The sequence below is a fragment of the Mesorhizobium sp. M0862 genome (assembly GCF_040319795.1).
Taxonomy (GTDB): Bacteria; Pseudomonadota; Alphaproteobacteria; order Rhizobiales; family Rhizobiaceae; genus Mesorhizobium.
This window is the reverse complement of the sequence record NZ_JAMYOJ010000017.1, coordinates 1-13036: the sequence shown is the minus strand read 5'-3', so window position 1 is coordinate 13036 and position 13036 is coordinate 1. Positions and strand designations below refer to the sequence as shown.

The 13036-nt window shown below is 64.8% G+C and carries 11 protein-coding genes; 5 read left to right on the top strand and 6 right to left on the bottom strand.

Annotated features, from left to right (window positions below; all coding sequences use genetic code 11):
• Positions 1 to 329: 329 nt before the first annotated feature.
• Positions 330 to 1442, top strand: coding sequence for a glycoside hydrolase family 25 protein (locus NKI15_RS22980; RefSeq protein WP_032997391.1), 1113 nt, complete (start codon positions 330 to 332; stop codon positions 1440 to 1442).
• A gap of 3 nt (positions 1443 to 1445) precedes the next feature.
• Here the strand turns inward: NKI15_RS22980 and purD are convergent, their stop codons facing one another.
• Positions 1446 to 2729 (bottom strand): phosphoribosylamine--glycine ligase, encoded by a 1284-nt coding sequence (gene purD / locus NKI15_RS22975; protein ID WP_023698497.1) that lies wholly within the window; start codon positions 2727 to 2729, stop codon positions 1446 to 1448.
• Positions 2730 to 2874: 145 nt separating this feature from the next.
• Complete coding sequence (locus tag NKI15_RS22970) at positions 2875 to 3669, bottom strand: phytanoyl-CoA dioxygenase family protein (RefSeq protein WP_352887160.1); 795 nt, start codon at positions 3667 to 3669, stop codon at positions 2875 to 2877.
• Positions 3670 to 3760: 91 nt separating this feature from the next.
• Between NKI15_RS22970 and NKI15_RS22965 the strand changes: the two genes are divergently transcribed.
• Complete coding sequence (locus NKI15_RS22965; RefSeq protein ID WP_352514479.1) at positions 3761 to 4672, top strand: LysR family transcriptional regulator; 912 nt, start codon at positions 3761 to 3763, stop codon at positions 4670 to 4672.
• 51 nt (positions 4673 to 4723) lie between these two features.
• Positions 4724 to 5707 (top strand): 4-hydroxybenzoate octaprenyltransferase, encoded by a 984-nt coding sequence (gene ubiA / locus NKI15_RS22960; protein ID WP_352514504.1) that lies wholly within the window; start codon positions 4724 to 4726, stop codon positions 5705 to 5707.
• A 173-nt stretch (positions 5708 to 5880) separates the two neighbouring features.
• Here ubiA and NKI15_RS22955 read toward each other — a convergent pair whose 3' ends face one another.
• From NKI15_RS22955 to NKI15_RS22945, 3 genes are all read right to left on the bottom strand, one after another.
• Positions 5881 to 6447 carry a DUF6101 family protein gene (locus tag NKI15_RS22955; RefSeq protein WP_023684357.1) on the bottom strand — a complete coding sequence of 189 codons (567 nt, stop codon included), beginning with the start codon at positions 6445 to 6447 and terminating at the stop codon, positions 5881 to 5883.
• A 184-nt stretch (positions 6448 to 6631) separates the two neighbouring features.
• Complete coding sequence (locus NKI15_RS22950) at positions 6632 to 8062, bottom strand: FAD-binding oxidoreductase (RefSeq protein ID WP_352514478.1); 1431 nt, start codon at positions 8060 to 8062, stop codon at positions 6632 to 6634.
• A gap of 18 nt (positions 8063 to 8080) precedes the next feature.
• Complete coding sequence (locus NKI15_RS22945; RefSeq protein WP_031209625.1) at positions 8081 to 9046, bottom strand: L-threonylcarbamoyladenylate synthase; 966 nt, start codon at positions 9044 to 9046, stop codon at positions 8081 to 8083.
• A gap of 371 nt (positions 9047 to 9417) precedes the next feature.
• Between NKI15_RS22945 and NKI15_RS22940 the strand changes: the two genes are divergently transcribed.
• Both NKI15_RS22940 and NKI15_RS22935 read left to right on the top strand, forming a co-directional pair.
• Positions 9418 to 9870 (top strand): hypothetical protein, encoded by a 453-nt coding sequence (locus tag NKI15_RS22940; RefSeq protein WP_023684360.1) that lies wholly within the window; start codon positions 9418 to 9420, stop codon positions 9868 to 9870.
• A 165-nt stretch (positions 9871 to 10035) separates the two neighbouring features.
• Entirely contained in the window at positions 10036 to 10419 is a 384-nt protein-coding gene (locus NKI15_RS22935) for a hypothetical protein (RefSeq protein ID WP_081731237.1), read from the top strand.
• 80 nt (positions 10420 to 10499) lie between these two features.
• Here NKI15_RS22935 and glyS read toward each other — a convergent pair whose 3' ends face one another.
• On the bottom strand, positions 10500 to 12827 hold the full coding sequence (gene glyS / locus NKI15_RS22930; RefSeq protein ID WP_352514477.1) for a glycine--tRNA ligase subunit beta: 2328 nt from the start codon (positions 12825 to 12827) through the stop codon (positions 10500 to 10502).
• Positions 12828 to 13036 lie beyond the last annotated feature (209 nt).

The window sequence follows — 13036 nt, the reverse complement described above, 5'->3', positions numbered from 1 at the left end:
GATTTTCATCGAACTTCGTCGTCCACAGGTGGAGCGGGAGCGTAGCGGACGCCGAGTACCATGTCGCGACCTCGCGCTAGGGGCGCAACGGTGCAGAATTCCGCGCCGTGGCAGCGCTTCGAAGTCGCGGAATGCATACTATGGCCCGCGCCGCGTCGCTTCGCTCCTTGCTTCGCCATAGAATGACGAAATCGCGAGAGCGACAGGACTCCTGCCCGAAAGCACTTCCTTAACCATACCGGTCCACCATCGGTGTTTGGTCAGCGGGGATCCCCTGTTTGAAAACGCCGGCGCATCTTCTTCGCCGCTCAGCGATCGCTCTCGCGGCGATGATGGCGCTGACGTCAGCGGCTACAGCCTCGGACTTTTCCGAGCCTTGGCGGGATGGCGACCGCGCGCTGGTGGTCGACGCCTATGAATACAATTCCATCGACTGGGCGCAGCTTGCCACCGACAAGCGCATTGTCGGCTTCATCAACAAGGCCTCCGACGGGCTGCCGCCGCCCTATTTCTGCTACGGCGACGAGCCTACGGTCAAACTCTGCAAGACATTGTGGAAACGCTTTGCGGTGACGCGCGAGCTGTTCCAGACGCGCAAGGTGGTGGCCAAGGCGCTCGGCCTGAAATGGGGCGCGTATCATCTTGCCCGCCCCGGCAATCCGCTCGAGCAGGCCAACAGTTTCATCGATTTCGCCGAGCCAGCCCCTGACGATCTGCTCGCCCTCGATCTCGAAGGCAACGACCCCTCGCAATGGATGTCGCTCGAGGATGCCGAGGAATTCGTGCGCCAGGTGCACCGGCGGCTCGGCCGTTTCCCGATCCTCTACACCAACGGCAAGACCGCCCAGTACATCGCCGACAACCGCTACCAATACCGTCTGCTGTCGCGGCTGCCGCTCTGGTATGCGCGCTACAAGCCCGACATCGACGTGCATTTTCCGATGGGCAACTGGCAGGGCTATGCGCTGTGGCAGTTCTCGGCGCAGGCCAATTGCGGGCGCCTGCGCTGCCCCTACCGCGTCGCCGGCACGCCCAACGACATCGACGTCAACGTCGCGCCGATGGACGCGGCGGCACTGCGCCAGCAATGGCCCTTCGGCGGCCTGATCGACGTGCCGCCCGACTACCTCGCCTCAATACCGGTGCCGGTGTCGCGCGCGGCCGGGCTCGCCGGCAAAGTCACCATCACATACGCCGATGTGGCGACGCCACCGACGGTCGAGGAAATGGTGGCGGTGCTGGGCGCGCGCTGGCAGACATTCCGCGCCGCCTTCCGCATGCCGGTGGTCAAGACGGTGCCGCGCCGCGCGCGCTTCGGCATTGCCGAGTATGTCGCCTGGAAGCGGACTGCGTATCGTTCGGAGGCTCTGCTCGAGGCCGCCTTCTCGCAGGCCGCCGACCCGGTCAGCACCGCTTCGACGGAACTCGTTCGCGAGCGCTGAGGCTCAGGTGGCGCTGGCTTTCTCCCGCGCCACCGCCTGCCAGCCTATGTCGCGGCGGCAGAAGCCTCGCGGCCAGTCGATGCGGTCGAGCGCGGCGTAGGCGCGGCTCTGCGCTTCGCCGACCGTCTTGCCTGACGCGGTGACGTTGAGCACGCGGCCGCCATTGGCGACCAGCGCGCCGCCATTGATGGCGGTGCCGGCGTGGAAAATCTCAACACCATCGCCGGCCGCCTCTTCCAGCCCGCGGATGACCGAGCCTTTTTCCGGCGTCCCGGGATAGCCCTGTGCCGCCATCACCACGGTCAGCGCGGCATCGTCGCGCCAGCGGATCGAACTGTGCGCCAACTGGCCGTCGACGGCGGCGTTGAGCAGCACCAGCAGATCGTCCTTCAGCCGCATCATCAGCACCTGGCATTCGGGATCGCCGAAGCGGGTGTTGTATTCGATCAGCTTCGGCCCTTTGTCCGTGATCATCAGCCCGGCGAAGAGAATGCCGGCGAACGGCGCGCCAAGCTCGGCCATGCCGCGCATGGTCGGCTCGACGATCTCGCGCATGGTGCGCTCGACCATTTCGGGGCTCATCACCGGCGCCGGCGAATAGGCGCCCATGCCGCCGGTGTTGGGGCCGGTGTCGCCGTCGCCGACGCGCTTGTGGTCCTGCGCGGTGCCAAAGGGAAGTGCGGTCGTGCCGTCGCACAGGCAGAAGAAACTCGCCTCCTCGCCGGTCATGAATTCCTCGACTACTACCTCAGCGCCGGCGTCACCGAATGCGCCGTCGAAACAAGCATCGAGGGCGGCGCGCGCCTCGTCCAGCGTCATGGCGATGGTGACGCCCTTGCCGGCGGCAAGCCCGTCGGCCTTGATGACGATCGGCGCGCCGACCTTTTCGACATAGGCTTTCGCCGAGGCAAGATCGGTGAAGCGGCCATAGGCGGCGGTCGGGATGCCGTATTTGGCGCAAAGGTCCTTGGTAAAACCTTTCGAGCCTTCGAGCCGCGCTGCCCGCTTCGACGGGCCGAAGACGCGGATGCCCTGCTCACGCAGATCGTCGGCAATGCCGGCGACCAGCGGCCCTTCCGGCCCGACGACGACGAGATCGATCGCGTTGTTCTGGCAGAAGCTGGCAACAGCGGCATGGTCAGCGATGTCGAGCTTGACCAGTTCGGCCTCGTGGGCGATGCCCGGATTGCCGGGCGCGGCATAGAGCCTGGTCAAAAGCGGCGAGGCCGCGATCTTCCAGGCCAGGGCATGTTCGCGGCCGCCGGAGCCGATCAACAAAACGCGCATGCCGATGTCCCTTGTCATTTCACGACAGGGACTGCGCTATTGCGCTGCGCGGCGCGGGTCAAGACTTTTGGTCCGCTGCTTGCCGGTTGCGCACGGCAGCGTCGCACGCACCGGCAAGCCGAAGCAGAAGCGCGGCTCTCGCGACTCAGCTCTGGTAGACAACCGGAAACCAGTCCTCGCGCAGTTTCTGGCCGGGCTTCATGTCATGGCCGGGATAGGGCGGCGAGGTGCGGCCGGGGCGCTCGACATAGCGCACATCGTCGCCGACCCAGCGCAGCGACAGCGCCCGGCGCCGCGCCGAGGTTAGATTGCCGCGCGCGCCGTGCGCAGTGCGGAAGTCGAACAGGATTGCGTCGCCCGGCTCCATCGCCCATTCGAGCACCCTCAGCGACGGGTCGTTGTCGGGATCGGGCACCGGCCGATAATCGCCCTCGCCGGCGTAGAAATTGTCATCGTTCAGCCAGCGCACCGGCAGCACCATCTTGTCCCATTTGTGCGAGCCGGCGATCAGCCGCAGCGTCGCCTCCTTGACCGGATCGATCGGGATCCAGAAGCTGACGGTCTGGCTGCCGTCGACGAAATAGTACGGAATGTCCTGATGCCAGGGCGTCGGCTTCTGCGTGCCCGGCTCCTTGACCAGCACATGGTCGTGGAAGAACTGGGCGCTGCGCGACTGCATCGCTGCCGCCGCGACTTCGGCGGCCGGGGAATTGCGCACGACGTCGACGAATTCAGGAATGCGCTCCCAGTTGCAATAATCGTCGAAGAAGCTGCCCTTGCCATTGGCGATGTCGGACGCTGCGGCGCTGCGGTTTTGCATGTTGCGCTCGATGCCGGCGGCGATGGTGCCGACCCAGTCCTTGAAGACGCCGCGGACGCAGACCGCGCCGTCGCGCTGGTAGTCGGCAATCGCTGCGGCGTCGATGTGTCTGGCGGCCATCTCATGTCTCCCCTGTTTCGATGACCGACTATCGCAGCCGCCGCACATCGCGTAAAATAATAACTTCTCATCTCTCTTATAGTCTTGACCTATGAACCTTACCCTCACCCAGTTGCGTTACCTCGTCGCCGTTGCCCGCCACGGCAGCGTCACCGCGGCCGCCCGGATGCTGAACGTCTCGCAGCCGTCGATCTCGGTGGCGATCGACAATGTCGAAGCGGCGCTCGGCCAGAAATTGTTCGTGCGCCAGCGCGGCAGCGGCATCGCTTTGACCTCGTTCGGCCGCAGCGCGGTGGCGAAGGCAAAGCAGGTGCTGGCCGAGGTGGATGAACTGGTTGGGCTCGGGACGCGTGACGCCGATGTCGGCGGCGAGCTGGTGCTCGGCTGCTTCGAGGATCTGGCGCCCTATTTCGCGCCGGCGCTGATCCGCGCTTTTTCGCAGCGCTGTCCGGCGGTCACCGTAGTCGTGCGCGACGAGACCTTCGAGACGCTGGGCCGGCGGCTCGGCGATGCGGCAATAGATCTCGGCCTGACCTACGATCTCGGCTTGCCCTCGCACTTCGCCCGCATCCTGCTGCACGAGCTGCGGCCGCACGCGCTTCTGCCGCAGGGCCATGCGCTGGCCAGCCAGGCGAGCGTCAGCCTGGCGGAGCTGGCGACCCATCCCTTGATCACCACCGACCAGCCGCATAGCTGGCAGCATATGCTGGACCTGTTCCTCAGCCGCGGCCTGTCGCCGGTCTCGCAACCGACGACGAGTTCATTCGAACTGCAGCGCAGCATGGTCGCCAACGGCTTCGGCGTCGCGGTGAGCTACACAAGGCCCTATGGCGACAGGAGTTATGACGGGCTGCCGCTGGTCTGCAAGCCGCTGTCCGATCCGCTGCCGATGCAGCGGATCATCCTGACCCATGACACAAGGCAAAGGCTGTCGAAGGCGGCGCTGGCCTTCATCGAGGTGGCGAAGGAGTGGTTTGCCAGCCACGATGTTTTCACCGCCTGAGCGACAATGCGGCCGCTTGACGGCGCCTGCTGCTGCTGCCACTCCAGCACGATGGAAACCATCCAGTCGAAAGCCGCCCAGGGCCGCGTCGCCGATGCGCCGAGCGGCCATTGGGTCTACAAGATATTGCCGCGCTGGCTGTGGCCTTATGCGCAGCTTGCCCGCTGGGACCGGCCGATCGGCTGGCAATTGCTGCTGTGGCCCTGCTGGTGGTCGGCAGCGCTAGCGGCCAGCGCCTATCCCCGCCCCACCGATCCGTTGCTGACATTGCTGCCGTCGCCGTGGTTCCTGTTCCTGTTCTTTGTCGGCGCCGTCGCCATGCGTGGCGCCGGCTGCACCTATAACGACATTGTCGACCAGGACATCGACAACAAGGTCGAGCGCACGCGCTCGCGGCCATTGCCGGCCGGCAAGGTGACGCGCCGCCAAGCCTGGGCGTTCCTGGTCATCCAGGCCTTGCTGGGCCTCGTCGTGCTGCTGCAGTTCAACGACTTCGCCATTCCGCTCGGCATCGTCTCGCTGGTCATCGTTGCCGTCTATCCCTTCATGAAGCGCTTCACCAACTGGCCGCAATTGGTGCTCGGGCTCGCCTTCTCCTGGGGTGCGCTGATGGGCTGGGCGGTCGAGTTCGGCGATCTCGATGGCCCGGCCATCATGCTCTACATCGGCTCGATCCTGTGGGTGATCGGCTACGACACCATCTATGCACATCAGGACAAGGAAGACGACGCAATCGTCGGCGTGCGCTCGACGGCGCGGCTGTTCGGCGACAACACCAAGACCTGGCTGGTCGGGCTTTATGGCGGCACGCTGGTCTGCTTCGCCATCGCCTTCGCCTCGGTGCAGGCGCCGGTGGTGGCGCTGGCCGGGCTGATCGCCGCCGGCGCGCATATGGCGCGGCAGATAGCGGTTCTGGATATCAACGATCCCGATCAATGCCTGCGGCTGTTCAAATCGAGCAACCAGGTCGGCTGGCTGATCTTCCTCGGCCTGATCGGCGGTGCGCTGTGGGTGGCGCTGAAGCCGCTGGTGTAGGCTCCCTCTTCCTTCTCCCCTTGTGGGAGAAGGTGGATCGACGCGCAGCGCCGAGACGGATGAGGGGTGCTCCAGCGGAGTGAGGCGTTGGCGTTCCCTGGAACACCCCTCATCCGTCTTGCCGCTTCGCGGCAATCCACCTTCCCCCACAAGGGGGGAAGGAGAAGAGCGCTCTATTCTCTCGAAATAATCTCCTGGCCATCAATAACCAGCCTCAGCCCGAGGTCGCCGGCCCTGCGGCGGGCGAGGAAGCGCGGGCGGCGCGTGGTCGAGACCCGGCCCTTGCGGCGATCCTTGGCCGGCAGCGCCTTGATGGCGGCGCCGAGCGATTCCTCAAGCGTGCGGGCAATGCCGTCGGATTCGATCAGCAGCATCTGCAGCCGGTAAGCATCGGCCCAGGCGCGCCAGTCGGCGGCGACGTCGTCGAGATCGTCGGCCACCAGCAGCGGCACCGACAGCATCGGGTCGTTGTGCAGGAGTTCGAGGGTTACCGTGACATTGCCTTGCGCATCCTCCATCGCGCGGGCGGCGACGCCGCGAAACGCGTTGGCGGGCAGCGCGATGATCGCCGGCACGCCGCTCATCTCGAGCGTGCGGCGGATGACGGCGCCGCGCTGGTCGATGGTGAAGGTAACGTCGCCATAGTCGTCGCGCGTGGCATAGCTCACCACTTGCGGCAGGCGGAATGGGTCGAGGCGCATGTTGCGCCCGGCCCAGACGGGCTTCAATACACTGTTCATCTGCTGCCTTCCTGTGTTTCTCCTGAGAGCCGCTTTCACGGATCCCACCGGGCCGGTTTTCCCGGCCTCGTTGTGTGAAACATTAGCGCGAGCTTCTGCCGCCCGGCTTAAGAAAGTCAGTTAAATTTTGCTGATCTCAGGCGATGGTTATCGGAATGAGACCAGCCACAAAATGTTGAAAGGATCAGATAACCTTACCGGGATTCATGATGCCGGCCGGATCGAAGACGGCCTTCACCCGGCGCATCAGTTCGATCGCCATTGGCGGCGCGGTGGCGATCAGTTCGTCGCGCTTCAACTGGCCGATGCCATGCTCGGCCGAGATCGAACCGTGGAAGGAGCGCACGACATCGTGCACGGCATGGTTCATGGCGTGGTAGAGGCCGAGAAACGCTTCGTCGTCACCGCCCTCCGGCCGGGAGATGTTGTAGTGCAGATTGCCGTCGCCCATATGACCGAAGCAGACCACGCGCGCCTGCGGACTGACCGAAGCCACTGCACCGGCCGCCTTTTCGATAAACGCCGGGATGGATGCCACCGGCACCGAAATATCATGCTTGATCGAAGCACCTTCGGGCTTTTGCGAATCCGGCAGCACCTCGCGGAAGTTCCAGAACGCGTCGCCCTGCGCCAGGCTGGCCGCGATCACCGCGTCGCCGACGATGCCTTGCTGGAGGCCTGCCGACAGCACTTCTTCGATCAGCCCCCTGGCGTCCTCGGCTGAACGGCCCGACGACACCTGCATCAACACATACCATGGCCAATCCTGCGCCAGCGGCCGCGTGACGCCCTGCGCATGGCGCAGCGTGAAATCATACGGACGCCGGCCGATCAGCTCGAAGGCGGTGAGTGCCGCCCCTGCCCGGTCCATCGCCAGGCTGAACAGCGAAAGCGCTGCTTCCGGCGACGACAGGCCGGCAAAGGCCACTTCGCGCCCCTTGGGCTTGGGAAACAGTTTCAGCACCGCCGCGGTGATGATGCCGAGCGTGCCTTCGGCGCCGACGAACAGGTTCTTCAGATCGTAACCGGTGTTGTCCTTCTTCAGTTTGCGCAGATCGTCGAAGATTTCGCCGGTCGGCAGCACCACTTCGACGCCGAGGCAGAGTTCGCGCGCATTGCCATAGGCGAGCACGCCGGTGCCGCCGGCATTGGACGAGAGGTTGCCGCCGATTTGGCAGGAGCCCTGCGCGGCAAGCGACAGCGGAAACAGCCGGTCGGCGGCGTCGGCGGCTTCCTGCAGCGTCTGCAGGATGACGCCGGCCTCGACTGTTACCGTGTTGGAGAAGACGTCGATCTCGCGAATGCGGTTCAGCCGCGACAAAGAAAGCACGATCTCGCGGCCGGATGCGTCAGGCACCTGGGCGCCGACCAGCCCGGTGTTGCCGCTTTGCGGCACGACCGGCGTTCCCGTCTCGCTCGCCAGCCGCATGATCCGGCTGACCTCGTCGACGCTGCCGGGACGCAGCACCAAGGCGGTCCTGCCGTGCCATAGGCCGCGCCGCTCGGTAAGATACGGCGCAATATCGGCCTGGTCGCGCAGCGCATATTTGTCGCCGACGATTGCCGCAAAGCGGTCGATGAGAGCGGGATCGAGGTCGAAGGGTGCGTCGTTCATGGGCGCAAACTATGGCGCTCAGTCGAGCTTGTCACGGGGGGCAGCGGCACGAAACAGCCGATCGTTGATCGCCTCGCCGAGCCCATCGAACGGGATCGGCTCGACGGCGATCGTCGCCGCACCGCTGCGGTCGAGTTCCTGCAGATACGCGAACAGATTGCTTGCGGCTTCGCGCAAATCGCCTGACGCGGACAGGTTGCGCAAGGCGGCCGCCGCTTGCCAGCCTTCGGCGCGGTCGCCACCAAAGGCCAGCAAGGCCTCGCCTTCAGCCACACTCTGTGCATCGAGCCGCACCGATGCGCGCGGCGCATAATGCGACGCCAGCATGCCGGGCGCCTCGATGCCGGCTGTCGCGCCGCGCTGCAGCTTGATGCCGGTGACGGCCTCGATATCGGCGGCAGCGATGCCGCCTGGCCTCAGCAGCCGCACGCTGTTGCCTTCGACCTTGACGATGGTCGATTCCAGCCCGACCGGGGTGGCGCCGCCATCGACCACCAGCCGGATTTTGGCGCCGAGATCGGCCGCGACGGCTTGCGCCGTCGTGGCGCTGATCTTGCCCGAAGAGTTCGCGCTGGGCGCGGCCAACGGCCGGCCGAGTCTGGCGATCAGCTCGCCGCCGAACCCCCTGGGCATGCGCAGCGCGATCGTGTCCAGCCCGGCGGTGACCAGCGGATGGATGCCGTTGCCGGGTTGGAGCGGCAGCACCAGCGTCAGCGGCCCCGGCCAGAACGCCTCGGCCAGCCGTTTCGACAGCGGATCGAAGGCCGCAATGCGCTCGGCCATCGCCAGATCGGCGACATGGGCAATCAGCGGGTTGAAGCGCGGCCGGCCCTTGGCTTCGAAGATGCGGGCGACGCCGACGCCATTGGTCGCGTCGCTGGCCAGTCCATAGACGGTCTCCGTCGGGATGGCGACCACGTCGCCGCCCTCAAGCAGCGCCAACGCCTGCTCCATCGCTTCGCCGACGGATAGTATCTCAGCCACTCGCTTCACCTCACAGGCACCGGACCTAAAGCGCGTCGCGCTGAACCGGATTCATGCGACGCGCTTTAGGTCTTTGTTTTGATGCATGTCGTTCTCTCAAAACCGGGGCCACTTTTGAGCGACATGCATTAGAGCGGTTCAGCTGTTCGCTTAAACGCTCTAAGTATTTGTTTTTGCGGAATTCCGGACGGAAAACCGCTACTCACTTTTCCTGGAATTGCTCTAATACGGCAGTGGTTTTCGGGCAAGCCGGCGTTGGCGAATTATCAATGCCTAAAATGCTATGTTTCCCTGCAAGCCGGCATCAATCCACTCGGGTTAAGGCTATTTGGGTTAGGGCTGGCGGCTTGTTGGGCAAGGGGACGGTTTCGATGTCGATGCGTGTGCTTGGAGCGCTTGGTTTCACCCTGGCGGCGATGACCGGTGGGGCGCACGCCTCGTCGATCGTCTTTCTCGGCGTCTCGACCTCGACGCCATCGGTCATCAAGGTTGGCGGATCCGAACCGGTCAGGACCGCCTCGACGCCATCGATCGTCGCGCTCGGCGATGCCCAGCCCGATGTGACTTATGAAAAGGTCGCGGCGATCCCCGAAAAGCCTAGGCAGGATCCGATGATCATTCGCGGCGGCATCGTCGGCGGCGCCTTCGCCGCGCCGGCTCCGGCCAGGGCGAGCGCCGCGGCGCCGGCAACTGAGCCGACGGCAGAGACCGCACCAGCCGGAACTGCAACGGCATCGAACGGCAAGCCTGAGTCGCAACCGGCAGCGCCGCAGCCGGCAACAACACCGCAGCAGCCGATCGAGGGCGTCGGCAAAGCCGAGTAGGCCATTCAGCCAAAACAGTCGGCCAAGACAGTCGGCCAATCCATGCCGCTTGACGCCAATCGACAGCCCGGCGCACGATCGGCTTGGCGGCGGCGGCCCCAATTTCGCCAATCGGTTTTGGCATGAGCGCGCCGGGTTGTAGGAGAGCGAGGGGTTATCATGAACATGACGAAATCTTTGATTATTGCCGGCCTGTTGCTGGCGTCACCTATAGGTGTCGGCGGCGCGCAGGCCGGTGACGAGCTAGGGTCCTACGTCGCGCGCATTTCCGATCGCGACCACCATGCCAGCGACGGCTATGAGCTGAGCAGCGCAGCACAGATGGTGCGGCAGGACCGTGCCAACTGGCACAAGTTCCACCGGCGCGATGCCGACGACCAGGGCGATGACTGGTTCCGCAGCAACGATGATCGCGCGTATCTGGAACGCATGCTGAAGCGCGGTGGCGCGATGAGCTCCTCGACACGGAACGCCATCGTCAATGGCGAGCCGCTGATCCAGGTCGACGTCTATTCAGACAGCGTGCATGTCAGCATTTTGGAGGACTGACGGAGTCAGCCTCGGGAGGACTGAAAACAAGACGGGCGGCGTGTGAACGCCGCCCGTGTTCGGGCTTGTCCGTCCCTTAGCTAGCCAGCTATTCTGGAGAAATCAGCCACCTGGTCGGTGGCCGTGCGGATGCGGGCGAGCAATGCCAGACGGTTGGCGCGCACGGCCTGGTCCTCATCATTCACGAGAACACGTTCAAAGAATGAATCAACCGGTTCGCGCAGCACGCTAAGCGCCAGCATGGCGGCGGAAAAGTCTTCGTTTTGAATCGCTTCGCCGGCTTCTCTCTCCGCCTGATTCACCGCTGCAAACAGCGATTTCTCGGCCTCCTCGCGAAATAGCGCCGGCTCAACAGTCTCGGCGACGAGCGTTTTCTTCTTCTCCTCGGCAGCCAGAATGTTGGCCGCCCGCTTGGCGCCGGCGAGCAGGTTTTTGCCGTCCTCGGTGTCGAGGAAGGACCCCAGAGCTTCGACGCGACGCACGATCTGCAGGAGGTCGTCCGACTGCGGAGTGATCACCGCGTCGATGAGATCATGGCGGGCACCCTGGTCGCGGAGATAGACTTTCAGGCGGTCGTGGAAGAAGGCGAGGAGGTCGGGGCCAAAGGCCCGTCCAGCCTTAGACGCGAGATAACTCGCCGTTTGATAGGCACTATCGAAGAGCGATGTCAGCGGCAGTGAGATCCCATTCTCGATCAGGATCCTCACCACGCCCAGTGCGGCCCTTCTCAGCGCGTAAGGGTCCTTCGACCCCGTCGGCTTTTCATCAATGGCCCAGAAGCCGACCAGCGTATCGATTTTGTCGGCCAGCGCGACGGCAATCGACACCGGATCGGTCGGCACGCGATCAGACGGACCTTGCGGTTTGTAGTGCTCCTCGATCGCTGCAGCCACGGACGGATGCTCGCCCTGCAGCAGCGCGTATTTGCGGCCCATGGCGCCTTGCAGTTCGGGGAATTCTCCGACCACTTCGGTGGTGAGATCGGCCTTGGCGAGCACCGACGCACGCCCGGCGAGCGCGGCAATCTCCCCCCTTGAGGGGGAGATGTCGCCGAAGGCGACAGAGGGGGTCGTCTCGCGTGGAGCGCCAACTCCCTCTTTCTTTGCAAAGCCAGATTGCGTCGCGGCAGCCGAACCGACCCCCTCTGGCCTGCCGGCCATCTCCCCCTCAAGGGGGGAGATCGACTGCGCCACTGTTGGCGCCAGTTCCTCCGCCAGCCGCTTGATGCGCTCTACCCGCTCGCCTTGCGTGCCGAGCTTGGCGTGGAAAGTCACCCCGAGATGGTCGAGGCGGGCCATGCGTTGGTCGAGCGGCTTTTTCAGATCGAGCCCGAACTTTTCCGCCGATGCTTCAAGCTGCTCGAGATCGGGCAGATCGCCCTGGTCGGTCCGCCAGAAGTACAGCGCATCCGACAGGCGCGCGCGCACCACCTTGCCGTTGCCGTGCGCGATCTCCTTGCCGCCATCCTTCGCCTCGATGTTGGCGGTGAGGATGAAGCGGTTGGAAAGGTTTTCGCCGTCGCCTTGCGGACGGGTGACAAAGCATTTCTGATTGGCGCGAATGGTCAGCCGCACCACCTCGGGCGGAATGGCAAGAAAGGCCTGCTCGAATTCGCCCATCAGCACCACCGGCCATTCGACCAGGCCCGACACTTCTTCCAGCAGCCCTTCGTCCTCGACCAGATCGAGCCCGTTGGCGAAGGCGAGGTTGCGGGCGTCGGCAAGGATGATCTCCTTGCGCCGGTCGCCGTCGAGCACGACCTTGGCCGCTTCCAGCTTGGTCACGTAGTCGTCGAAGCGGCGCACGGTGATTTCACCCGGCGCCATGAAACGATGGCCATAGGTGATATTGCCCGAGCGGATGCCATCGATCTCGAAATCGACCACCGCCGGCTCCTCGGTCTCCGGGCCGAAGGTGCACAGGATCGTCTGCAGCGGCCGCACCCAGCGCAGCGAACCGGGCTTAGCCGAAGCCGGCCCCCAGCGCATCGATGTCGGCCACGGGAAGCTGCGGATGATGGCCGGCACCAGTTCGGCGACGATTTCTTCCGCCGCCCTGCCCGGCTTCGAAATATGGGCGACGTAGAAATCGCCCTTCTTCGGATCGGAATGGACATGCGCCTCGGCAACCGAGGCAAGGCCTGCCTTGCGCAGAAAACCCTGCACCGCCTGGTCCGGCGCCGCCGTCGACGGCCCCTTGATCTCCTCGTGGATGTCCTTCGAGCGCGCGGTCAGGCCCCTGACATCGAGCGCCAGGCGCCGCGGCGTCCAGTATTCGCGCGCGGCGTCATAGGTCAGACCCGCCTCGACCAGACCGTCGGTCAGCATCTTCCTGAGATCGCCCGCCGCCTTGCGCTGCATGCGGGCGGGGATTTCCTCGGAGCGAAGTTCTAGCAAAAGATCAGGCATCAGAGTTTCTCCACCCGCATGCCTTCTCCCTGATTGCGCGTCCTCGCGCCTCCGGCGCTGCGGTTGCGCGGCCGGGCGGGGATTTCCTCGGAGCGGAGTTCCAGCAACAAATCCGGCATCAGAGTTTCTCCACCCGCATGCCTTCTCCCTGATTGCGCGTCCTCGCGCCTCCGGCGCTGCGGTTGCGCGGCCGGGCGGGGATTTCCTCG